Raw genomic sequence first — 23,905 nt, forward strand, 5'->3', positions numbered from 1 at the left:
AAAGGCCCGGAGATCTAATCTCCGGGCCTTTTGCATGCTGGGCTAAGGTATAGCTGAGCTAAGATATGGCTGGGCTAAGAATGGCTGAATTAGAAGATCGACTCAGCAGTGCCTGAACCCTGGGAGCCACTGGCCTCTTCCAGCTCGCGACTAATGCGGCGCTGCTGGTAATCCGGCAGGTGATCCTGATGGAACAGCTCGATAATTCCGCCAGACTGGCCGTCCGCTAAGCGCCGGCCGGTATCTGGATCCACGCGGGCAGTAACAATCGTCGCGGGGCGTTCGGGCACGGCATTCGGGGTTCCTTCCAAGGCATCACCCATAAACTCGACCCATATGGGTAGTGCGGCCTGAGCGCCATACTCGGAGATGGTTTCGTTGCTGTCTTTGCCGACCCATACTGTAGTCACGAGATTGCTGTTGAAACCCGCAAACCAAGCGTCACGCTGGCTGTTAGTGGTACCGGTTTTGCCGACGATATCTTCACGATTAAGGCTAAGTGCGCCGCGGCCAGTGCCCGAGGTGATTACGTCACGCAGCATATCACGCAGGATATAGACAGCCGCCGGGTCGGCGACCCGTTTGGCGATCGGGTATTCGCGGCCATCGATTTCCACTGTCTCCTGACCTTCGGCACAGCTAGGGCAGGCAACCGGCGGCGTGGCTTCATCGATGACTTCGTTATCATCGTCACGGGTTACCCGCTCAATAAACCAGGGCGACACCTGAAAGCCGCCGTTGGCGAGTACCGCATAAGCGTTGGTCATTTCCATGGGCGTTAAGCTTGCGCTACCTAATGCTAGCGATAAGCCATTGGGTAGCTGGGTGGGCGAGAAGCCGAAGCCTTCCAAAAAGTTAATCGTGTAATCCAGGCCCATGGTCTGCAGCACGCGGATAGTGACCAGGTTGCGCGAACGGGCGAGGGCCGGACGTAAGCGCATTGGGCCCTGGAAATCGCGGCTGGAGTTGACCGGCCGCCACAGCGAGTTGCTGCCGTCGTCGAGTACCACGGGCGAATCGTTAACGACGCTGGCGGCGTTCATCTCACCATCTTCAAGAGCTGCTAAGTAAATAAACGGTTTGAAGATTGAGCCTGACTGGCGCCGCGCTTGTACCGCACGGTTAAACTTACTGGCGTTAAAGTCGAAGCCGCCCTGAAGAGCCAGGATAGCGCCCGTTTGCGGGTCTTGAGCGACCAGCGAGCCTTCTGCGTCTGGCTGTTGAGAGAGGCGTAGCGAGCCATCTTCATTCTCAATTACGCGCACCATATCACCGCGTACGGCAATCTCTTCAGCCGAACTGGGCTCGGCGCCACGGCTACGTGGGCTCAGGTAAGGGCGTGCCCAGCTCAAGCCGTCCCAGTCAATGGTCTGTAGGCCATTGTCGCGGGTCAGTACCTGCATTTCGCGGCCACTGCTCTCTACCACAATGGCAGGCTGGAGCAGCCCGTAGTTGGGGGTGCGTTCAAGCACCTGCACCCAGTTGCTGACGTCGCCCTCAATGCCTTCGACTTCTGTCTGACTGCGCTGGGCGGCTTGGCGTGCGGTCTCGCGAATCTCGGGTGACTCGGAAAGCTCCTCTTCAAGCCCTTGGGTGGCGGTTTGCTCCTGGGCTTCCACAAGGCTCGCGGCAATCTCGCGTTGCTCCGGCCCGCGCCAGCCATGGCGCAGGTCGTAGGCCGTTAGCCCGTTGGCGAGCGCTTGGCGGGCAAAGGGTTGCAGCTCGCTATCAATGGTGGTGTAAATCCGATAGCCGCCGGTGTAGGCCTCATCACCAAAGCGCTCCACCGCATACTGACGGGCCATCTCAGAAACATAGGCGGCATCGACTTCAGCTTGGGTGTAGTGACGACGAGCTGTGACGGGCTCCTGAACGGCCGCTTGGTAGGTGGCGTCATCGATATGCCCCAGCTCGCGCATGCGGAATAGAATCCAGTTGCGACGAATCAGCGAACGCTCGGAGTTAGCCAGCGGGTTAAAGGCAGAAGGTGCCTTAGGTAAACCGGCAATCATGGCCGTTTGCGCCAGGCTAAGTTCGGCGAGCGGCTTGTCGTAATAGGTTTCAGCGGCGGCGGCGATACCATAGGCGCGATTACCCAGGAAAATCTTGTTCACATAAAGCTCGAAGATTTGCTCTTTATCGAGTATCTGCTCCATTTGCAGCGCCAGCAGAATTTCACGAATTTTGCGCGTAAACGTCTGATCAAGCGTCAACATATAGTTACGCGCGACCTGCATGGTGATCGTCGAGCCGCCGGATTGAATATCGCCACTCATCGCCAGTTGAACCACGGCCCGCGCCAAGCCACGCGGGTCGACCCCCGCGTGGTCGAAGTAGCTGGCATCTTCGGCGGCGGTCAAAGCGTCGATCATATCTTGTGGAATTTCGTCAAAATTGATCGCCATGCGGCGCTCTTCACCGAATTCGCCAATCAGCTTACCGTCCTGGGTAAAAATACGCAGCGGCGTGTGCAGTTCAAAGTCCTGCAGTTGGCGTACGTCTGGCAGACCCGGCGCAAAGTAAATGGCGGCTCCCACTACGGCTAACACACTAGCACCGACCAACGACACGATGAGAAAAAACAGCGACACAATAAGGTTTCTAAGAAACGTCATGTACGGAGAGCACCCTGGGAAGAATGAAAAGATCGGCATCTAAACGGCCGTATCATGCAATTGGCAGCCATTATAGGAACCTGAGGCGGCGGCCACCAGTGTTGATATGCGCTAAGTTGCTTCACGTGTGACGTCACAAAAAATCATGTAACCTCAAACCACATGTGAAAAACGGGCGAAAAGCAGGCGGAGCCAGACCCAATATGCGCTTTCTAAAACCGGGTAAGGGGTTGATCGGCGTCGATATTACCTCGGCAAACGTCAAGCTGCTTGAGCTTAAACAGTGCCATGATAATTACCAAGTAGAAAGCTATGCCGTACGGCCACTGCGTGAAGGGGCGGTCGTGGAGCGCCGAATCCGCGATATTGATGATGTAGCCAGTGTGCTTAGCCGCGCCGTGAAGCACGCCAAACCCTCTACCCGTAAAGCGGCGGTGACTGTTCCCGCCAGTGCCGCGATTACCAAAACGCTAAGCTTCCCTATCGGGCTAAGTGAAGAGGAGATTGAAGAGCGCATCGTGGTCGAATCTGACCGCCATATTCCGTTTCCGTTCAATGAAGTGGCATTTGATTTTGAGTGCCTTGGCCCCGCCCCATTTGACGATGAGCAGCAGCAGGTGGTGCTGGTCGCCTGTCGACAGCAGGATGTGACCCAGCTTACCGACACGCTCGAGCGAGCGGGTTTGGAACCCGTGGCAGTGGACGTGGAAACCTTTGCCATGGAGCGTTCGCTCGCCGAGTTGCGTCGCCAGCTAAACGTAGAGAAGGATCCCACTGCCTGCGTTGGGTTGGTGGATATTGGCGCCAATATGAATGCCTTCCACGTCGTACGTGATGGGCATATCGTTTATACCCGCGACACGGTGTTTGGCGGCCGCCAGCTCACCGATGCGATTCGCGACCATTATGACTTAAGCATGGAGGAGGCGGGCTTCGCCAAAAAGCGCGGCGGGCTACCCGACGATTACCATGAGCGTGTGCTCAACCCTTTTCTGGAAACCGTGGTGCAGCAGGTGGGGCGCTCCCTGCAGCTCTACTACACCGCCGGACGTCGGCAAGAGGTGAAACACATTGTACTGGCGGGTGGTTCGAGCGTGATTCCCGGGCTTGCCGAGCGCATTGCTGAGGATAGCGGTATGTCGGTGACCATTGCCAACCCTTTCCAGCGCATGCGGGTGAATCAGCGGTTAAATCTTCAGGCCTTAACCAATGACGCCCCAGCAATGCTTACCGCGGGTGGGCTGGCCATGAGGGTTAGTCAATGAGGGTTGGTCAATGAGAATTAACCAATGAGCATGACGATTAACCTGCTGCCCTGGCGGGAAGCGCAGCGTGAACGGCGCACCCGTAAATTCTACGCCGTGGTGGCGGGCATGCTGGTGCTTGGCATCGTGCTGGGGTTGCTTGTCTCGTATGTTTATCAGCTCAAGCTGGCCGCCCAGCAGCAGCGTAATGCCACTATTAGTGACCACATTGAGCGTCTTAATGCCGATATTGAGGGCGTCTCACACTACGCCAGCGACGCCGAACGGTTAGGCGAGCAGATCGCGGTTTTTCAGGCACTGCAGGCCGAACGAACGGATGCGGTGCAGCTATTTAATGACGTGGCGGAGAGCGTGGCCAATGGCGTCATTTATCAACGCTTAGCGAAAAATGGTAACAGCGTTAGCGTCACCGCGGTGGCGGGCAGCGAGCGTCAGGTTTCCGAACAGCTGCGCCGTATTGCCGCTCTGCCAGGGTTGGCTGTGCCCTCGCTCTCAGCGGTAGAGAGTGAGCCAAATGGCTCAGGCCGGGTATTTCGTTTTGAGGTGGAACAGCTCACCGCCCCGCTGCCGCAAAGTGATGAGGAGGCGCTTCCATGACCCTAAACCGCGAGCAGTGGGCGCTTGAGTGGCAGCGGCTGCGGGAGGTTGACTGGCGGGATCTGGATATCAAAGAGGCCGGCGGCTGGCCGTGGCTATTAAAAGTATTGTGCTGCTGCTTGGCGCTGCTGGTGGGCTTATGTGTGATGATGTGGTTCGTGGTGAGTGAACAGCGTGATGCCTTTACGGCGGCTCAGCGCCAGGAGGTCAGGCTGCTGAGCGAATACCGCAGTAAAGCCTCCCAAGCGGCTTTTCTGCCGGAAATGCGTCAGCAGTTGGCGACTCTGGAGGGGCAGGCGGGGCGTTTGCGTACCATGCTACCAACCGATGCGGAAATCCCCTCGCTACTGGATAGCATTAGCGACGCCGCCGTCGATAACCGCCTGACCATTGAAACGATTCGGCTGCGCCCAACGCAAACCCAGTCCCATTATGTCGAGCAACCGCTGGATATACAGGTGCGCGGTGGCTATCACCAATTGGCGCGCTTTAGTGCTGACATTGCCGCGCTGCCCCGTATGGTGACCCAGCACGATTTTACCTTGGAGCCCGTTGATGGTCGTGGCGAGACGCTGCGCCTTTCGTTGCTCGCGCGGATCTACCGCTATGTAGAGGAGAGCGAGGCGCCCTCCACTGAGGGGGCGGGCGCGCCATGACCGCTAAACAAAAAACAGCGCTACCTGCGGTAAGGGCAGCCTCGGCTATGTCCCTGGCGTTCTCAGCGGCGATGCTAACAGGCTGTGCGGATGCCGATTTAGCTCAGCTAGAGGATACGTTGGCGGCCATTCGTCACTCCCCAGGAGGTCAGCCGCCGGTTATGGTTGTGGCGTTGCCCGAAAGCCGAGGTTTATCCTATTTGTATAGCGACGGGCGCAGCCCCTTTTTGCCCCCCGAAGCGATTGCTCAGGGTGGTGCTGATCGTAACGAAGGCGTTCTCGCACCTGACCCGCAGCGCACGCCAGAGCCGCTGGAGCGCTTCTCACTGCAAGAGCTGCGATTGGTCGGTACGATGCGTATGGGAGGGCGGCAGGTGGCATTGATTGCATCTCCAGATGGCAATGTGACCAGCGTGAAAGAGGGCAACTATCTGGGCACCGACTATGGGCGTATCGCTCAGATCAGCGCCCAGGAAATACGCGTTACCGAGCGGGTGTTTACCCCTCGTGAAGGGTGGCAGGAGCGGCAAGTGTCGCTAGTTATCAATGAAAATAACGAGTAAGCGGATAATAGCTCATGGCAGTTACAGCTTGGCGAACGACTTTCTACATGGCCGTGGCCGCACTATTTTCACTATTGCCCTCTTTGGCGGCTGCCTCGGTGCTGACCGATATTGACATTCAGCCCGCCGAGAACGGTGGCATCCACCTTGACCTGCGCTTTACCGGCAGCGTTCCCGAACTGCGCAGCTACCGCTTGGACTCTCCACCCCGGGTGTCGCTGGATCTGGCTGCAACCCAGAGCGGGCTTGCTGATCGGCGCATTAACGTTAATCGTCACGGTATCGAGCAAATTACCGCGCTGGAGGGCAATGGCCGTACGCGTTTGGTGGTCAATCTCAGCGAGCCCCAGACATTCACGTCCCGTGTGCTGGGGGATCGTCTACGCATTACCTTTGCTCCAGATGCCAGCCGCTCGCCTAGCTCTTTCCCCAGCGTCTCTTCAGCGGGGCTTGAAACTGACGAAGGGCCGCAGATTGAAAATATTGATTTTCGTCGCGGCCCGGACGGCGCCGGTCGCTTGATCGTCACCTTTGATCGCGAAGGCGTCGAGGCCAACGTGCGGGAAGGCGGCCCCGATCAAGTGATGGTGAATCTGCGCGATGTGGCGATTCCAGACTCGCTAAACCAGGTCTACGATGTTACCGACTTTGCGACCCCCGTCACCCGGGTTACGCCCCGTGCCAGCCAAGGTGATACCCAATTAGCAGTTGCCACCCAGGGCGCTTATGCGATGATCTCCTCGCAAAGTGGTCGCACGCTAACCGTGGAAGTGCAGCCCGCCAGCCAGGAATCACAACCCTCTGAAGCAACAGGTGAGCGCTTCACCGGTGAGCGCTTGAGTCTTAATTTTCAGGATATCGAAGTACGCTCGGTGCTGGCCACGCTGGCCCAGTTCACCGGGCTAAACTTAGTCGCCAGCGATAGCGTAACCGGGCGGGTAACGCTCAACTTGAATGACGTGCCCTGGGATCAGGCGCTGGCGCTGATTCTGCAAAGCCAGGGACTATCGAGCCGTGAACAGGGCAATGTGATTGTGGTGGCGCCCGCCAGTGAACTGGCCGATTTAGAGCGTCAGGAGCTAGAGGCCCGCAACCAGCGCGAAACGCTCTCACCGCTGGTCACCGAATTTATCGAGATCAAGTATGCCCGGGCCCATGATTTAGCCCAGCTGTTACGCGGTGGCGATGAGGATGGCTTTGGGCTTCTCACCGAGCGTGGTCGTGTCAGCATTGATAACCGCACCAACACGCTGCTGGTTCAGGATACCGCCGATCAGGTGCGCGATATCGTACGCACCATAGATCGCCTGGATGTGGCCGTCCGCCAGGTACAAATAGAGGCGCGCATTGTCATCGCTCGGGACACCGCTTCCCGCGAACTGGGGGTTAACTGGGGTATGTCGAGCACCCGTGGCTTTCAAGAGAGGGAAGACGGCACCTTCAGTCGGCGCGATATCAATCCCGGTGGCATTAACCGGGCGCAGGGGGGCTTGGCGGTGGATCTAGGCGCCGCCACGGGGCCGGGCACCGGCTTTAGCTTTGGCTATTTATCCGGCGATATCCTGCTGGATCTGGAGCTGCGCGCACTGGAGAGCGAAGGGAAAAGCCAGACCATTTCTCAGCCTAGGATTATTACTGCCAATCAACGTACCGCCAAAATTAGCCAGGGTGAAGAGCGTGCCTTCCAGAGTGTCGATGGCAACGATAATCCGGATACCGAGTTCAAAGAGGCCGTACTTTCGTTGGAAGTCACCCCGCAGATTACCCCGGATAATCGTATTATCATGGATCTGGTGATTAAAAATGACAGTTTTCGTGAATCGGAGTTTGGCGGTGAGCCGCCGATTGATACCAATACAATTGAAACCCAAGTGCTGGTAGATAACGGCCAAACGGTGGTGTTAGGCGGAATTTTGACCACCGAAGAGCTGCGCCAAATCGCCAAAACACCGCTGTTGGGTGATATTCCTTTGCTCGGTAGACTGTTTCGCTATACCGAAGAGAGCAATGAAAAGGTAGAGTTGTTAGTCTTTATTACTCCACGACTCCTAGACGATGGCTTAACGGTTCGCTGATGCAGGATTTACCTAATTTATTTCTCATAGGCCCCATGGGGGCTGGCAAAAGCACCATTGGTCGCCTATTGGCGGCCGAGCTTGCGCGTCCGTTTTACGACAGTGACCACGCCATCCAAGACCGCTGCGGGGCTGATATCCCGTGGATTTTTGATGTGGAGGGCGAACAGGGTTTTCGGCTGCGGGAAATTCATATGATTGATGAGTTAACCCAGCTCTCTCCGGTGGTGGTCGCCACCGGTGGCGGTGCAGTGCTGCGCGAAGAGAATCGCCGCGCCCTGCGCGAGCGTGGCACGGTGGTCTATCTGCTGACCACCGTTGACCAGCAGCTCAAGCGGACAGCGAAAGATCGCAACCGGCCACTATTGCAGTGCGCCAACCGCGAACAGGTGCTCAACGACATGTTCGCCCAGCGCGACCCGCTCTATCGCGCCACCTCAGATATTGCCGTGCGCACTGACCGCCGTAGCCCTCGAGCGGTAGTCAATGAAATCCTGCGCCGAGTGCATCGGCTGGTGGATCCCCTCGAACCCTCCTCATCGTCGGCTGGAACGCTTAACCATAAGGTATCACCATGACCTCGACAGCCAGCGCGCCACGTATGCTAAACGTTGCTTTAGACGAGCGCAGCTACCCGATTTATATTGGCACTGGACTGATTGGCAAAGCCGATACGCTGACCCCGTACTTGGCCGGGCAGCAAGTATTGGTGGTGACCAATGAGACCATCGCGCCACTCTATCTGGAAAAACTCTGCGCCAGCCTGCCGAATCACTTGGATGTTCGCACGCTGGTGCTGCCCGATGGCGAGCAGTATAAAACCATCGAGCAGGTCAGCCGGATCTGGGACGCGCTGCTCGAGGCTGGTTTTAACCGCCGCTGCACCCTGATCGCTTTGGGCGGTGGGGTAATTGGCGATATGGTCGGCTATGCCGCCGCTTCTTATCAACGCGGTGTGGCATTTATCCAGGTGCCCACCACGCTGCTTTCCCAGGTGGATTCGTCGGTGGGGGGCAAAACCGGCGTTAACCATCCGCTGGGTAAAAACATGATCGGCGCTTTCTGGCAGCCCAAAGCCGTGCTGGTGGATATCGATACGCTCAAGAGCCTGCCCCGCCGAGAGCTGTCGGCCGGTATGGCCGAGGTGATTAAGTACGGCTTGATCCGTGACGAAGCGTTTTTAGGCTGGCTGGAAGCCAACATGGCCGCGCTACTTAATGTTGAGCCTGACTTAGTCGCCGAGGCGATTGCGTGCAGTTGCCAAATCAAAGCCGACATTGTTGCCGAGGATGAGACCGAGCAGGGCGTCCGGGCGCTACTTAATCTGGGCCATACTTTTGGTCACGCCATTGAGGCCCACCAGGGCTACGGTAATTGGCTGCACGGCGAGGCGGTAGGCGCGGGCATGGCCATGGCGGCAACGCTTTCTCGACGCTTGGGCTGGATCACCGGCGCAGCGCTGGAACGAACCCTGGCGGTAATTGAGAGCGCCGAGCTGCCGCTGGCGGCACCGGCGAATATGACCAGCGATGACTTCTTAACCCGTATGCGGCTGGATAAAAAAAATACCGGTACTCGGCTGCGCTTGGTGCTGCTTAACGCCCTGGGTGATGCCTGCATCAGCGATGCAACACCTCTAGGCGTCCTGCGCAAGCTGCTGGATGACTATCCGCGCCGCTGAGCAACGACTTTCGCGATTCAGTTAAGCGTGATCTAGTTAAGAGAGCCCGCCGGCCCTCATTAGCCGCCTGGTAAAACCAGGCTCGCTAATGAGGGCCGTTTTGCATGCGCGCAGCATTATTTTCAGCCAAGTAGTAGAACAGTGTTTCTATATAATCCGTATGCCTTATGCGCTATCGGCATGAGCTTGTAAGCCCTATTTAGACTAAAGTTCAATGGAAAATAAAAAGCGTTAAAATAGCGTTTTATATAATTACAAGTGTTTGAAGTATATGCTTTTTTTTCTTGAATGAGAATGCAAATACAGGATTTGAAAAGAGTTTCTCTGACGTTGAAGGTGCCAAGAGATTGCGCAAAGTGGCCACCAATCGCTATGCTGACCGGCCATTTTGTTGCGGCAGCGAACGTGGGAAGCACCCCATCCTGGGCAGGTTATTAGCACTATAAAAAAAGCAAAACCGTCCTTTATACCATAAGAACGCTGCTAAAAAAATACGCTGACTAGTAGAGGCACGCCCATGAATAGAGGTCTTCACCAGCCTGGCGAGTTTCGCGATAACTGTGGTTTTGGCCTGATTGCCCATATGGAAGGCCAGGCTAGCCACGACTTGCTGAAAACTGCCATTGAATCTTTGACCTGCATGACCCACCGGGGCGGTATCGCTGCCGACGGCAAGACCGGCGACGGCTGTGGTTTGCTACTTAAAATGCCTACCCCCTTTATGCAGGAACTGGCTAAAGAGGTGTTTGGTACCGAGCTGGGCGACCGCTTTGCCGTGGGCGTGGTATTTCTACCCAACGATGACGCCCGTGAAGCGCATGCCCGTGACACCCTGACCCGCGAACTTGAAGCGCGCGGGCTTAATGTACTCGGCTGGCGCGATGTGCCTACAGACCCGAGCGTTTGTGGCCCAATGGCACTCGACTGCCTGCCGCGCATTCGTCAGCTGTTTGTGCAGCCAGGCCAGGGCGAACACTTCGATGTTGACCTGTTTATGGCCCGCCGTCGTGCGGAGCAGGCGCTGCGTGACGAAGAGGATTTCTACGTCGCCTCGCTGTCGTCAGAAGTCATCTCCTATAAAGGCTTGATGATGCCGGAAGACCTACCGGCGTTCTATCAGGACTTGAACGACCCGCGCCTGGAAACCGCCATTTGTGTTTTCCACCAGCGTTTCTCGACCAATACCGCTCCCCGTTGGCCGCTGGCGCAGCCGTTCCGACTGCTGGCACACAATGGTGAGATCAACACCATTGAAGCCAACCGTGGCTGGGCGAACTCGCGTAAGGCGAATTTCGTCAACGAGCGCCTGCCGGATATCGCCGAGCTGGACGAGATCGTCAACACCACCGGTTCCGACTCCTCCAGCATGGATAACATGCTGGAAGTGCTGCTCACCGGTGGGATGGAGTTGCACCGCGCGGTGCGCATGATGGTGCCGCCCGCCTGGCAGAACGTCGAAACCATGGACGCCGAGCTGCGTGCCTTCTACGAATACAACTCCATGCATATGGAGCCATGGGATGGCCCCGCGGGCGTAGTCATGACCGATGGCCGCCAAGCGGTATGTATGCTTGACCGTAACGGCCTGCGTCCGGCGCGCTGGGTGATTACCAAAAACGGCTATATCACCCTGGCATCAGAAATCGGCACCTACGGCTATAAGCCTGAAGATGTGGTCGCCAAAGGCCGCGTTGGTCCAGGTCAAATGCTCGCCGTGGATACCCAAACCGGTGAAGTACTGCACACTACCGATATCGATGAGCGGCTGAAATCTGCCTACCCCTATAAGCGTTGGTTGAAGCAGGAAGCGAGCTATTTGGAGTCGGCGTTGACCGAGCTTGCGCGTTTCCAAACCATGGATACCGATGCGCTTAACGCTCAGCAGAAGCTGTTCCAGGTCAGCTTTGAAGAGCGTGACCAGGTACTACGCCCGCTGGCAGAGAGCGGCCAGGAAGCCGTTGGCTCAATGGGCGACGATACGCCCATGGCGGTGCTGTCGAGCCGTCCGCGTCTGTTGACCGACTACTTCCGCCAGAAATTCGCCCAGGTTACCAACCCGGCGATTGACCCGCTGCGCGAAGCGATCGTAATGTCCCTGGAAACCTGCTGCGGCGCGGAGCTGAATGTTTTTAAAGCCACGCCTGAGCACGCTCACCGTTTGATTTTGACCACGCCGGTATTGTCGCCGCGCAAATTTACCGCGCTGGTGAGTCAGGACGACCCGGCATTTGCCAGCCATACGCTGTCGCTGGGCTACGATCCTGAGCAACAGAGTCTGCACCAGGCGCTCAAAGCGCTGTGTGAAGAGGCCGAAGCACAGGTGCGCGCCGGTAAAGTCATTTTGGTTTTGACCGATGCCGAGCTGGCGAAAGGGCTTATTCCTATTCAGGCCGCCCTGGCAGTGGGAGCCGTGCACTCTCACTTAGGCCGTTTGGCGCTACGTCCCAATGCCAATATTGTGGTGGAAACCGGCTACGCGCGGGATGCGCATCAAATGGCGGTACTATTTGGTGTAGGTGCTACGGCGGTTTATCCGTGGCTGGCCTATCAGGTCATGGCGGATATGCACCGCACCGGCGAATTGACCGGCAACCCGGCTGATGGCCGTGAGAACTATCGCAAAGGCCTACAGAAAGGCTTGTTCAAGATCCTATCCAAAATGGGCATCTCGACGCTGGCCTCCTACCGTGGCTCGATGCTGTTCGAAGCCGTGGGTCTGGCGGACGAAGTGATGGATATGTGCTTTGTGGGCATGGCGTCGCGCATCCAGGGCACCGGCTTCGCTGAGTTGCAAATGCAGCAGGCGCTGGCCGCTAAAGATGCCTGGATTCCCCGCAAAGGCATCTCCCAGGGCGGCATGTTCAAGTACGTGCACGGCCACGAGTACCACGCCTATAACCCCGATGTGGTGATGTCGCTGCAGGCGGCGGTTCAGGAAGGTAGCTACACCAAGTGGAAGAAGTTCGCACAACTGGTGAATGAGCGCCCGGTAGCTACCATCCGTGATTTGCTCAAGCTCAAGCCTGCTGAAACGCCGCTGGCACTGGATGAAGTTGAGCCGGTAGAAGAACTGCTGCCGCGCTTTGATAGCGCTGGTATGTCGCTGGGCGCGCTCTCGCCGGAAGCCCACGAAGCGCTGGCCCAGGCCATGAACGAGGCGGGCGGTCGCTCCAACTCCGGTGAAGGTGGTGAAGACCCGTCGCGCTACGGCACGATTCGTAGCTCGAAAATCAAGCAGATCGCCTCTGGCCGTTTTGGCGTAACCCCAGCGTACTTGGTCAATGCGGAAGTACTGCAGATCAAAGTTGCCCAGGGCGCTAAGCCCGGTGAAGGCGGTCAGTTGCCCGGCGGTAAGGTGAACCAACTGATTGCTCGGCTGCGCTACGCTGTACCTGGCGTGACGTTGATTTCGCCGCCGCCGCACCACGATATCTACTCTATCGAGGACTTGGCCCAGCTGATTTTTGACCTTAAGCAGGTCAACCCTGACGCCCAGGTATCGGTGAAGCTGGTTTCCGAACCGGGCATCGGCACCATTGCCACCGGCGTGGCCAAGGCCTATGCAGACTTGATTACCGTCTCTGGCTACGACGGCGGCACGGCGGCCAGCCCGCTGACCTCCATCAAGCACGCCGGTTCGCCCTGGGAATTGGGACTGCCGGAAGTGCACCAAGCGCTGCGAATCAACGGCCTGCGCGACAAAATTCGCCTGCAGACCGACGGCGGCCTGAAAACCGGCTTAGACGTGGTTAAAGCCGCGATCCTGGGGGCTGAGAGCTTCGGTTTTGGTACCGCGCCGATGGTGGCGCTGGGCTGTAAGTACCTGCGCATCTGTCACCTCAACAACTGCGCCACCGGCGTCGCCACTCAGGATGATTTCCTGCGCGGCGAGCACTTCCGCGGCACCGTGGATATGGTCAAGAACTACTTCCGCTTTATCGCTGAAGAGGTGCGCGAGCTGATGGCCATGCTGGGCGTGCGCAAGCTGACTGATTTGATCGGCCGTACCGACCTGCTGGAAGTGCTGGAAGGCAATACGGCTTCCCAGCGCAAGCTCGATTTAACGCCGCTGCTGGCCAATGATTATGTACCTAAAGATGCGCCGCAGTTCTGTAAGGTCAGCCGAAACGTGCCTCACGACCCGGGTGCCAAGAACCAGGAAGTGCTGGCAGCGCTGAAAGACGCCATCGAAAGCCAGTCGGGCGGTGAGTTTGATTTCACTATCACCAACTGTGACCGCAGTGTGGGGGCGCTCACCTCCGGTGCCATTGCCAAGCGCTATGGTGAAGAGGGCCTGGAAGCGGCGCCAGTCACCGCCCGGTTCACCGGGGTGGCGGGGCAGAGCTTCGGGGTGTGGAACGCCCGTGGCCTGAACCTCTACCTTGAGGGCGACGCCAACGATTACGTGGGTAAAGGCATGAACGGCGGTAGTATCGTGATTGTGCCGCCCAAGGTCAGTCAGTTTGAGAGCCATAAAACCGCCATTATCGGCAACACCTGCTTGTACGGCGCCACCGGCGGCACGCTGTTTGCGGCGGGTACAGCGGGCGAGCGCTTTGCTGTGCGTAACTCCGGCGCCTCTGCCGTCATTGAAGGTGCAGGGGATCACTGCTGCGAATACATGACCGGCGGCCTGGTCTGCGTGCTCGGCGAAACCGGGGTGAACTTCGGCGCGGGGATGACCGGCGGGTTTGCCTATGTGTTGGATGAAGACCGTACTTTCGTGGATAAGTACAACCACGAGTTGGTCGAAATTCATCGCGTTAACACAGAGGTGATGGAGGCGTATCGTCGTCACCTGCGTGAAATGATCGAAGCCTACGTGACCGCAACGGGTTCCGCGCGTGGGGCGGCTATTTTGGAAGACTTCAGCGACTATGCGCGCCACTTCTGGCTGGTTAAGCCAAAAGCGGCAAGCCTGGGTAGTTTGCTGGATCAGTCTCGGCGTCAGCCGCAATAACCCGCTTATGCCCCTCACGCTGACAGGAGAGAGACCATGGCTAACCGTTTAAATAACGATTTTCAGTTTGTTGATGTGGGTCGTAAAGACCCACAAAAGAAAGACGCCCGCGCCCGTGCCAAAGAGTTTGCGGAAATTTACGAGCCGTTTAAACCTACTGATGCGGCCAGCCAGGCGCACCGCTGCCTGCATTGCGGTAACCCGTACTGCGAGTGGAAGTGCCCGGTACACAACTACATTCCCAACTGGCTGCAGTTGGTGGTGGAAGGCAACATTATTGAAGCCGCCGAACTGTCGCACAAAACCAACTCGCTGCCGGAAGTGTGTGGCCGCGTGTGCCCCCAGGATCGTCTATGTGAAGGCGACTGCACGCTCAATGACGGTTTTGGTGCGGTAACCATCGGTTCGGTGGAGAAGTACATCACCGATACGGCGTTTGCCATGGGCTGGCGGCCGGATATGTCCCACGTTACCTGGACGGACAAAAAAGTTGCCATTATCGGCGCAGGCCCGGCGGGCTTGGGCTGTGCGGATATCCTGGCCCGCAATGGCGTCAAGCCGGTGGTGTTCGATAAGTACCCGGAAATCGGCGGCCTGCTGACCTTTGGTATCCCCGAATTCAAGCTGGAAAAGAGTGTCATGGAACGCCGCCGGGCGGTATTTGAAGAGATGGGCGTCGAGTTCCGTCTTAACACCGAAATCGGCACCGATATCGAATTTGAGACCCTGATGCAGGAGTACGACGCGGTCTTCCTGGGTATGGGGACTTATAAGTACATGGAAGGCGGTTTTCCAGGCGAAGACCTGCCGGGCGTGTACAAGGCCCTCGACTTCCTGATTGCCAACGTCAACCGTTGCCTGGGCTTTGAAAAAGACCCTAACGACTATATCTCCATGGAAGGCAAGCGCGTGGTGGTGCTGGGCGGCGGCGATACGGCGATGGACTGCAACCGTACCTCGATTCGTCAGAACGCCACCAGCGTGACCTGCGCCTATCGTCGTGACGAGGGCAACATGCCGGGCTCGCGTCGAGAAGTGGCCAATGCCCGTGAAGAGGGCGTGGAGTTTCTGTTCAATCGGCAGCCGGTAGCGGTTGTTGGTGAAGACAAGGTCGAAGGCGTGAAGGTTGTGCGCACGCGCTTGGGCGAGCCGGACGAAAACGGCCGTCAGCGTCCTGAAGTGGTGCCCGGTTCTGAAGAGATTATCGCGGCAGATGCCGTGGTTATCGCCTTCGGTTTCCAGGCAAGCCCAGCGCCCTGGTTCGATAGCGCCAACATTCAGGTCGACGAACGCGACCGGGTCACCGCGCCGGAGCACGGCCAGTACGCCTTCCAAACCAGCAACGAAAAAATCTTTGCCGGTGGCGATATGGTACGCGGCTCTGACCTGGTGGTCACCGCCATCTACGAAGGCCGCCAAGCCGCGGAAGGTATTCTGGATTACCTGGGGGTATAGCGCGCGCCTCACGCATAGAGCAGCGCCGGGGATAGGTCGTAGCGAGGGTCTTTTGTCATGGCCGGAATAACGCTCCATACAATTCCGGCATTCCCGCCATCCATGGCGGTCAGATGACAAAAGTAGCGCCCATGGATGGGTTCACAGCGCCCTCGCGTAGACCTATCGCTGGGGCGATGGCACAAGTGTGATTAAGTTGAGTAGGTTTTGACTGCTCAGTTCAAATTGAGCCTTAGGTCGTAATCTGCTAGTCTGTCGACCCATCCTGGCGTGGCTTTCTGCCGTGCCTTTTGATCACGATTCGACAGGTTATCCATGACACGATATATCTTCGTGACCGGCGGCGTTGTGTCCTCTCTCGGGAAGGGCATCGCCTCCGCCTCGCTGGCGGCGATTCTAGAGGCCCGCGGCCTTAAGGTCACCATGCTCAAGCTCGACCCATACATTAACGTGGATCCGGGCACCATGAGCCCCTTCCAGCACGGTGAGGTGTTCGTCACTGAAGATGGCGCCGAAACCGACCTTGATCTCGGGCACTACGAGCGCTTTATTCGCACCAAAATGACCCAGCGCAACAACTTTACGACCGGGCGTGTTTACGAGAACGTGCTGCGCAAAGAGCGCCGTGGCGACTACCTGGGCGGCACCGTTCAGGTCATTCCGCATATCACCGACGAGATTAAAGAGCGCGTTTACGCGGGCGGTGAAGGCTTTGACGTGGCGCTGGTGGAAATTGGCGGCACGGTCGGCGATATTGAATCGCTACCGTTCCTGGAATCCATTCGCCAAATCCGTAGTGAGCAGGGCGCCAACCGCGCGCTGTTTATGCACCTGACCCTGGTGCCCTACATTAAAACGGCGGGTGAGACCAAAACCAAACCGACCCAGCACAGCGTTAAAGAGCTGCGTTCGATTGGTATCCAGCCGGATATTCTGATTTGCCGCAGCGAAGTGGAGCTGGAAGAGAGCGAGCGGCGCAAAATTGCGCTGTTCACCAACGTAGAAGAGCGTGCAGTGGTACCGCTGCAGGATGCCGATACGATCTATCGCATTCCGTTGATGCTCCACGAGCACGGCCTGGACGAGATTGTCTGCGACAAGCTGCGCCTTGAAGCGCCTGAAGCCGATCTCTCAGAGTGGGTGAAGGTACTAGACGCCAAGCTCAACCCGCTCAAGTCCATTAGCATCGCCATGGTGGGTAAATACATGGAGCTGCTGGATGCCTATAAGTCGCTTAATGAAGCACTGATTCACGCTGGCATCCAAGGCCGCATCAAGGTCAACGTCGACTATATTGATTCTGAAGACATTGAGCACCACGGCACCGAGCGACTGGCGGGTAAAGACGCCATACTGGTGCCCGGGGGCTTTGGCGAGCGTGGCGTAGAAGGCAAGATCCTTGCTGCTCAGTTTGCGCGCGAAAATAACGTGCCATATCTGGGTATTTGCCTAGGTATGCAAGTGGCGGTGATTGAGTTTGCCCGCAACGTGGCAGGCTGGAGTGATGCCAACTCTACCGAGTTCACCCACGACACCCAGCACCCGGTAGTGGGGCTGATTACCGAGTGGCTGAACCCTGAAGGTAAAATCGAGCTACGCGATGCGGCGTCCGATTTAGGTGGCACCATGCGTTTAGGTGGTCAGGTGTGCCATTTGGCCTCGGGTTCTAAAGCGCGGGAAGCCTACGGCTCGGAAGAGATTGTTGAGCGCCATCGTCACCGTTTCGAGGTGAATAACCAGTTTATCGATGAGCTTGAAAAGGCGGGTCTGGTTATTTCGGGTAAGAGCGTTGATCAGTCCCTGGTGGAAATGATCGAGTTGGCGGATCACCCCTGGTATGTGGCCTGTCAGTTCCACCCGGAGTTCACCTCCACTCCCCGTGATGGACACCCGCTGTTCTCGGGCTTTGTTAACGCCGCCTTGGATCACAAAACAGCGCGTAGTCGCGCCCATGCGAATGCGCAGGAATAAGAGGGCAAAAGCATGGCTTCTCAAGAGCAGTCTCAAGAACGTCATATTAATGTTGCCGGCTTAACCGCCGGCAATTCCTTACCGCTAATGTTATTGGGCGGCATGAATGTGCTGGAGTCTGCGGAACTTGCCGACGAAGTTGCCCAAGCTTACGTGACGGTGACCCAGAAGTTGGATATGCCCTATGTGTTTAAGGCCAGCTTCGATAAAGCCAACCGCAGCTCCATCCACTCCTACCGTGGCCCCGGTATTGAAAAAGGGCTGCAGATCCTTGCCGATATCAAAGCCCGCCACAACGTGCCGATCATCACCGATGTGCATGAGCCCTGGCAGGCGGAAGCGGCGGCTGAAGTCGCCGACATTATCCAATTGCCCGCTTTTTTGGCTCGCCAAACCGATTTGGTGGTTGCCATGGCCAAAACCGGCGCAGTCATTAATATCAAAAAGCCGCAGTTTTTGGCGCCCCATGAAATGCGCCATATCCTCAGCAAGTTTCAGGAGGCGGGTAACGATCAATTAATGCTCTGCGAGCGTGGCTCAAGCTTTGGTTACAATAATCTGATTGTGGATATGCTCGGCTTTGGTGATATGAAGCAGACCGGCTATCCGGTATTTTTTGATGTGACTCATGCCCTGCAGCGTCCCGGTGGCCGGGCCGACAGTGCAGACGGTCGCAGGGCACAGGTTGCCGAACTGGCCCGAGCGGGTGTGGCTGTCGGCCTTGCAGGGCTGTTTTTAGAGGCTCACCCTGACCCTGATAATGCCAAATGCGATGGCCCCTGTGCACTTCCGCTGGATCAGCTAGAGCCGTTCCTAACTCAGCTTGTGCAGCTGGATGCGCTGGTCAAAGGGTTTGAACCGCTAACGATTCGCTAAGTTGTTTTTGCTAATCAGTGCGTCGTTGAGTAGGGCGTTATATTAATAATTTTATCTAACTAACAGGAAAGGACACTGCTATGACCAAAATTGTTGCTATCAGTGCGTTGGAAGTGCTGGATTCACGCGGTAACCCCACTGTGCAGGCGCATGTGCGCCTTGCCAGTGGTGCTGTGGGCGAAGCCTGTGCCCCCAGTGGTGCCTCGACCGGCTCCCGGGAAGCGTTAGAGCTGCGCGACGGCGATAAATCGCGCTACCTGGGTAAGGGCGTGCTGAAAGCAGTTGATGCGGTCAATGGCAAAATTCGTGATGCGCTGCTGGGTATGGATGCACGCGATCAGCGCGGCCTCGATGATGCCATGCTGGCGCTGGACGGCACCGAGAACAAAGCGAATCTTGGCGCTAACGCCATTCTAGCTGTCTCGCTGGCCGCCGCTAAAGCCGCCGCTAACGCCAAAGGCGTGCCGCTGTATGCCCACATTGCCGAGCTATATGGCCAGCCGGGCCAGTACAGCATGCCGGTACCGATGATGAACATCATCAACGGCGGTGAGCACGCGGATAACAACGTCGATATCCAAGAGTTTATGGTGCAGCCGGTGGGCGCGGCTAATTTCCGCGAAGGGCTGCGCATGGGCGCGGAAATTTTCCACGCGCTGAAGAAAGTACTCTCGGCGAAAGGCCTCTCCACCTCCGTTGGTGACGAGGGCGGCTTTGCGCCTAACCTGGCCTCTAACGCCGATGCGCTAGCGGTGATTAAACAGGCCGTGGCTGATGCAGGTTACTCCCTGGGTAAAGACGTTACCTTGGCGCTGGATTGTGCTTCGTCTGAGTTCTATAAGGATGGTCAGTACAATCTTTCCGGTGAAGGAAAAAGCTACGACGCTCAAGGCTTTACCGATTACCTGGCAGGTCTGTGCGCCGACTATCCAATTGTCTCTATTGAGGACGGCATGGATGAGTCGGACTGGGCGGGCTGGAAAGCGCTAACGGATAAGCTGGGCGATAAAGTACAGCTAGTGGGCGATGACCTGTTTGTCACCAATACCAAGATCCTCAAGCGCGGTATCGACGAACAGATCGGTAACTCGATTCTGATCAAGTTTAACCAGATCGGTTCGCTGTCGGAAACGCTGGATGCCATCAAGATGGCCCAGGATGCTGGCTTTACCGCGGTGATTTCACACCGCTCGGGTGAAACGGAAGATACCACCATTGCCGATTTGGCAGTGGGCACCTGCGCCGGGCAGATCAAAACGGGTTCACTGTGCCGCTCCGATCGGGTTGCCAAGTACAACCGCTTGCTGGTGATTGAAGCGGAGCTGGGTGAAGTGACTTACCCGGGTCTGAAAGCCATTAAGGGGCAGTAAAACGCCAATTTCGAGCGATTTTTTAGAGGGGCTTGTAAGAGATGTCTCAAGATTTTGTAAGAGATATCTTACAAATGCCGACCAGAATCGCTCGATTTGGCTAAGAAATGACCTATTTTTTCACTAATTTAAATTCAAGTGTTTGTTTTTAAAATACTTTTTTAAACAAGGCGAGTCGCTGCGACTCGCCTTTTTGCATTTTGGCTTTGTTGAGAAGCTGGTGTGATCTGACACAATATACACAGGACAAGGGGAGGCAAGGACGCTTCAGTCAGGATGCAGCGGGATGTAGGTCAGATGCGCCGGGTGATACAGTGAGGTAAGTCCCGGCAAGGACGTCATCTGAGGAGGTTGATCCAGGGAGTGGTCAGAGGAAGTGCTTGGAGCGGGCGGCCTACGGGCCGCCTTTTTTTGTCTAAAATTTACCAGTGCAAGTTTGGCAAGCCATAAAAAAACCAGCGCGGTCGCTGGTTTTAAAGAGAAACGCTGATTAGTGGTTAGCCTTAGCGCTCTAGCTTCTCAAGCTTACCAGGCTTGCCATCCCACTCTTCGGCGTCCGGCAGTGGATCCTTTCGTTCGGCAATGTTCGGCCACACTTCGGCCATTTCGGCGTTAATCTCGATAAAGGCCTCTTGCCCATCCGGCAGTTCATCCTCGGAGAATATCGCTTCGGCGGGGCACTCGGGCTCGCACAGCGCGCAGTCGATACACTCGTCAGGATGAATGACCAGGAAGTTCGGGCCCTCGTAGAAACAGTCGACCGGGCAGACTTCCACACAGTCGGTGTATTTGCACTGGATGCAGTTCTCGGTAACGACAAACGTCATCTTGCTATCCCTCTTGCAGGGCCGGGGCGCTCCCAGCCATGGTCAATCGTGAATGGTTATAAATCAGCCGTTTTTTATAAGCTAAAAGTTTGAGCGACATTCTAGAGGTGCGCTTACCCTGCGGCAAGCGCCATATGATTCCTGAGCTATCTCTGTGGGTAGCAATGCCACTACAGGTTTCCACGAGGGCGCTGTGAATCCGTCCGTGGGCGCTACTTTCGATGGCCCTGTCGAAAGACCCTCGCTCCAACCTGCACTGGCACTAAATGCTCATTTATGGCCTGCCAAGTTATCAGCACCATTAGATCAGGTCTCGCCACTGATACAACAGCGACAGCGCTTCCCGCGGGGTTAAATCATCCATATCGATGTTTTCCAACGCCTCGACCACCGGATGCGGCGCGGCGGCGAATAAATCGTTTTGCTGGGGAGCGGTTCGTGGCGCCTGCGCCGTGTTATCTACATCGCGCTGTTCCAGGCTCATCAGCTTTTCACGAGCGCGTTTGATCACATGGTTAGGCACGCCCGCTAGCTGCGCCACCTGCAAGCCGTAACTTTGGCTTGCCGGGCCCGCCTCAATGCGGTGCATAAACACGATGCTATCGCCGTGCTCGGTCGCCGTTAGGTGGATATTGGCCACGCCTTCCATATGCTCAGGCAGTGCAGTCATTTCAAAGTAGTGGGTGGCAAACAGGGTGAGTGCGCGCCCTTTAGCCAAGTGTTCCGCACTTGCCCAAGCCAGCGATAATCCGTCAAAAGTGCTGGTGCCGCGGCCAATCTCATCCATCAGGATCAAGCTTTGCTGGGTGGCGTTGTGCAGAATATTGGCGGTTTCGGTCATCTCCACCATAAAGGTAGAGCGGCCGCCCGCCAAGTCATCCGATGAGCCAATGCGGGTGAATATCCGATCCAGCGGGCCGATCTCGGCGGCATCGGCGGGCACAAAGCTGCCGCAGTGGGCCAGCAGGGCGATGAGTGCCGTCTGACGCATATAGGTCGATTTACCGCCCATATTGGGGCCGGTAATAATCAACATATGTTGGTCAGGATTGAGCGTTACGTCGTTGGGCACAAAAGGCGTCTCGCTCACCTGCTCGACTACCGGGTGGCGTCCCGCGTCGATTTGAATGCCGGTGGTTTCGGTGAGTGTCGGGCGCACCCAGTTCAGCGCTTCGGCGCGTTCGGCAAAGGCGCACAGCACATCCAACTCCGCCAGGGCTTGCGAGGTGCTCTGCAGCGCGTGAAGACTATTGTTGAGATCGCCCAGCAGGCGATCATAGAGCCATTTTTCCCGGGTGAGCGCTCGGGACTTGGCGGACAGCGCCTTATCTTCAAACTCTTTGAGCTCGGGTATGATAAACCGCTCGGCGTTTTTCAGCGTCTGGCGACGAATATAGTCGGCGGGCGCTTGCTGAGCCTGGGAGCGAGGCAGTTCGATAAAGTAGCCGTGCACCCGATTGTAGCCCACCTTAAGATTGGCTAGCCCCGTACGCTCGCGCTCACGAAGTTCAAGCTGAACAAGATAGTCGCCGGCGTTTTCGGCCATGCCGCGGTGCTCATCGAGCTCGGCATCAAAACCGTCGGCAATCACCCCGCCATCGCGGATCACCACCGGCGGGTTTTCCACCAGCGCGCGGCTGAGCATATCGGCCATTTCCGGGTAAGGGCGAATATGCGGGCGCAGGTTGTCCAAGGCGCTGCCGCTCTCTACCTCGCTAAGCTGCTGCTCCAGTTCAGGGAGCGTTACCAGTGCATCGCGCAGCCGTGCCAGATCCCGGGGGCGAGCGCTATACAAGGCCACGCGGGCGAGAATGCGCTCCACGTCGCCCACTGCACGCAACGTTTCACGCAGCGGCATATAGGCGGCATCCAGGCTTAACAGCGCCACCCCTGCATGGCGCCCTTGCACGATATCGCGTTGGCGTAGCGGACGGTTGAGCCAGCGTTTGAGCAGCCGTGAGCCCATGGCCGTAGTGCAGGTATCCAGCACGCTGGCTAGGGTATTGTCACTACTGCCCCCCAGGTTGATGTCGATTTCCAGATTGCGTCGGCTTGCGGCGTCGATGACCACCGCGTCATCGCGATTCTCAACGCTAATGGCCGTTACGTGGGGCAGACGCGAGCGCTGGGTGTCCCGGGCGTAATCAATCAGCACCCCGGCAGCAATTAGCGCAGTGGTTAGATGCGCACAGCCAAAGCCGCGTAAATCCTGTACTTCAAACTGGTCGCAGAGGCTGCGGGTGGCGCTCTCCAAGTCAAATAGCCACTCCCCCTGGCGGCGCAGGCTGCGCTTTTGCGACCAGGCATCGGGTAGCGTTAGGCTTTCGGGCACCAGCAGTTCGGCGGGAGAGAGGCGAGTGAGCTCCGCGAGCATCTCCGCCTCGCTCTCCACTTCCAGCACGTTAAAGCGGCCGCTGGAGAGTTCCAGCCAGGCAAGGCCCCAGCTCTCTTTGCCGGGGGAAACGGAGACCAAGACGTTGTCACGGCGTGCATCGAGCAGGGCTTCATCGTGGAGCGTGCCGGGGGTGACGATACGTACCACCTGGCGCTCGACGGGGCCTTTGCTGGTGGCAGGGTCGCCAATCTGCTCACAAATAGCCACCGACTCGCCACCGGCGACCAGACGCGCGAGATAGCCCTCAGCGCTATGGTAGGGTACGCCCGCCATGGGAATCGGTTTGCCGCCCGACTGGCCGCGCTGGGTAAGGGTGATATCCAGCAGCGCGGCGGCGCGCTTGGCGTCGTCGAAAAACAGTTCGTAAAAATCCCCCATGCGGTAGAACAGCAGTACCTCGGGGTGCTCGCGTTTGATCTTTAAATATTGCGTGATCATTGGCGTGTTGGCGGGAATAGCCTGTGACATGGGCATCCTGATTAAGCTTAGCGTAGGCCATTACGGCTTACGGCGTGTTCGTTGAGCCAGTTTTTTGAGGCAGTTCTTGGAACAAGGACTTTGAGACAGTTCGTTAAGCAAGTTAAACGCAGTATTCTACG

The 23,905-nt window shown here is 57.2% G+C and carries 15 protein-coding genes; 12 read left to right on the plus strand and 3 right to left on the minus strand.

Annotated elements, in window-relative coordinates:
- Window positions 1-89 precede the first annotated feature (89 nt).
- Window positions 90-2,615, minus strand: coding sequence for a penicillin-binding protein 1A (locus QT231_RS09435; RefSeq protein ID WP_308336649.1), 2,526 nt, complete (start codon window positions 2,613-2,615; stop codon window positions 90-92).
- Window positions 2,616-2,818: 203 nt separating this feature from the next.
- Here QT231_RS09435 and pilM point away from each other — a divergent pair, with 203 nt between their 5' ends.
- The 12 genes from pilM (at window position 2,819) to eno (ending at window position 20,084) form a co-directional block, all read left to right on the plus strand.
- The gene (pilM, locus tag QT231_RS09440; RefSeq protein ID WP_308336650.1) at window positions 2,819-3,880 is read left to right on the plus strand and encodes a type IV pilus assembly protein PilM; all 1,062 of its coding nucleotides are present in this window, start codon (window positions 2,819-2,821) and stop codon (window positions 3,878-3,880) included.
- Window positions 3,881-3,904: 24 nt separating this feature from the next.
- Entirely contained in the window at window positions 3,905-4,477 is a 573-nt protein-coding gene (locus QT231_RS09445) for a PilN domain-containing protein (RefSeq protein WP_308336651.1), read from the plus strand.
- Window positions 4,474-5,133: a type 4a pilus biogenesis protein PilO gene (locus tag QT231_RS09450; RefSeq protein WP_308336652.1), complete on the plus strand. Its 660-nt coding sequence runs from the start codon at window positions 4,474-4,476 to the stop codon at window positions 5,131-5,133. Before QT231_RS09445 ends, QT231_RS09450 begins: the two co-directional genes overlap by 4 nt.
- Window positions 5,130-5,696: a pilus assembly protein PilP gene (locus QT231_RS09455; RefSeq protein WP_308336653.1), complete on the plus strand. Its 567-nt coding sequence runs from the start codon at window positions 5,130-5,132 to the stop codon at window positions 5,694-5,696. The genes QT231_RS09450 and QT231_RS09455 overlap by 4 nt, the downstream gene beginning before the upstream one ends.
- Before the next feature lie 14 nt (window positions 5,697-5,710).
- Window positions 5,711-7,771, plus strand: a complete 2,061-nt coding sequence (pilQ, locus tag QT231_RS09460; protein ID WP_308336654.1) for a type IV pilus secretin PilQ — start codon at window positions 5,711-5,713, stop codon at window positions 7,769-7,771.
- Entirely contained in the window at window positions 7,771-8,349 is a 579-nt protein-coding gene (gene aroK, locus QT231_RS09465; protein ID WP_308336655.1) for a shikimate kinase AroK, read from the plus strand. Before pilQ ends, aroK begins: the two co-directional genes overlap by 1 nt.
- Entirely contained in the window at window positions 8,346-9,452 is a 1,107-nt protein-coding gene (gene aroB / locus QT231_RS09470) for a 3-dehydroquinate synthase (protein WP_308336656.1), read from the plus strand. Before aroK ends, aroB begins: the two co-directional genes overlap by 4 nt.
- A 517-nt stretch (window positions 9,453-9,969) precedes the next feature.
- Window positions 9,970-14,412, plus strand: coding sequence for a glutamate synthase large subunit (gene gltB / locus QT231_RS09475; protein WP_308336657.1), 4,443 nt, complete (start codon window positions 9,970-9,972; stop codon window positions 14,410-14,412).
- 36 nt (window positions 14,413-14,448) lie between these two features.
- A complete protein-coding gene (locus QT231_RS09480; RefSeq protein WP_308336658.1) occupies window positions 14,449-15,867 on the plus strand; it encodes an FAD-dependent oxidoreductase in 1,419 nt (472 codons plus the stop codon).
- Window positions 15,868-16,182: 315 nt separating this feature from the next.
- Window positions 16,183-17,838 carry a CTP synthase gene (locus tag QT231_RS09485; protein ID WP_308336659.1) on the plus strand — a complete coding sequence of 552 codons (1,656 nt, stop codon included), beginning with the start codon at window positions 16,183-16,185 and terminating at the stop codon, window positions 17,836-17,838.
- A 12-nt stretch (window positions 17,839-17,850) separates the two neighbouring features.
- The gene (gene kdsA, locus QT231_RS09490; protein ID WP_308336660.1) at window positions 17,851-18,714 is read left to right on the plus strand and encodes a 3-deoxy-8-phosphooctulonate synthase; all 864 of its coding nucleotides are present in this window, start codon (window positions 17,851-17,853) and stop codon (window positions 18,712-18,714) included.
- Window positions 18,715-18,794: 80 nt separating this feature from the next.
- Window positions 18,795-20,084 (plus strand): phosphopyruvate hydratase, encoded by a 1,290-nt coding sequence (gene eno / locus QT231_RS09495; RefSeq protein ID WP_308336661.1) that lies wholly within the window; start codon window positions 18,795-18,797, stop codon window positions 20,082-20,084.
- Between the two features lie 503 nt (window positions 20,085-20,587).
- Here eno and fdxA read toward each other — a convergent pair.
- Entirely contained in the window at window positions 20,588-20,911 is a 324-nt protein-coding gene (fdxA, locus tag QT231_RS09500; RefSeq protein ID WP_007111508.1) for a ferredoxin FdxA, read from the minus strand.
- A gap of 301 nt (window positions 20,912-21,212) precedes the next feature.
- Entirely contained in the window at window positions 21,213-23,774 is a 2,562-nt protein-coding gene (gene mutS / locus QT231_RS09505; protein WP_308336662.1) for a DNA mismatch repair protein MutS, read from the minus strand.
- Window positions 23,775-23,905: the final 131 nt, after the last annotated feature.

Origin of the sequence: Halomonas sp. SpR1, assembly GCF_031010175.1 — a bacterium.
Lineage (GTDB): Bacteria > Pseudomonadota > Gammaproteobacteria > Pseudomonadales > Halomonadaceae > Vreelandella.

Bases quoted from the DNA above. Each gene is read 5' to 3' on its own strand.
- QT231_RS09435 (WP_308336649.1), bottom strand. From the start codon at position 2,615: ATGACGTTTCTTAGAAACCTTATTGTGTCGCTGTTTTTTCTCATCGTG.
- pilM (WP_308336650.1), top strand. From the start codon at position 2,819: ATGCGCTTTCTAAAACCGGGTAAGGGGTTGATCGGCGTCGATATTACC.
- QT231_RS09445 (WP_308336651.1), top strand. From the start codon at position 3,905: ATGAGCATGACGATTAACCTGCTGCCCTGGCGGGAAGCGCAGCGTGAA.
- QT231_RS09450 (WP_308336652.1), top strand. From the start codon at position 4,474: ATGACCCTAAACCGCGAGCAGTGGGCGCTTGAGTGGCAGCGGCTGCGG.
- QT231_RS09455 (WP_308336653.1), top strand. From the start codon at position 5,130: ATGACCGCTAAACAAAAAACAGCGCTACCTGCGGTAAGGGCAGCCTCG.
- pilQ (WP_308336654.1), top strand. From the start codon at position 5,711: ATGGCAGTTACAGCTTGGCGAACGACTTTCTACATGGCCGTGGCCGCA.
- aroK (WP_308336655.1), top strand. From the start codon at position 7,771: ATGCAGGATTTACCTAATTTATTTCTCATAGGCCCCATGGGGGCTGGC.
- aroB (WP_308336656.1), top strand. From the start codon at position 8,346: ATGACCTCGACAGCCAGCGCGCCACGTATGCTAAACGTTGCTTTAGAC.
- gltB (WP_308336657.1), top strand. From the start codon at position 9,970: ATGAATAGAGGTCTTCACCAGCCTGGCGAGTTTCGCGATAACTGTGGT.
- QT231_RS09480 (WP_308336658.1), top strand. From the start codon at position 14,449: ATGGCTAACCGTTTAAATAACGATTTTCAGTTTGTTGATGTGGGTCGT.
- QT231_RS09485 (WP_308336659.1), top strand. From the start codon at position 16,183: ATGACACGATATATCTTCGTGACCGGCGGCGTTGTGTCCTCTCTCGGG.
- kdsA (WP_308336660.1), top strand. From the start codon at position 17,851: ATGGCTTCTCAAGAGCAGTCTCAAGAACGTCATATTAATGTTGCCGGC.
- eno (WP_308336661.1), top strand. From the start codon at position 18,795: ATGACCAAAATTGTTGCTATCAGTGCGTTGGAAGTGCTGGATTCACGC.
- fdxA (WP_007111508.1), bottom strand. From the start codon at position 20,911: ATGACGTTTGTCGTTACCGAGAACTGCATCCAGTGCAAATACACCGAC.
- mutS (WP_308336662.1), bottom strand. From the start codon at position 23,774: ATGTCACAGGCTATTCCCGCCAACACGCCAATGATCACGCAATATTTA.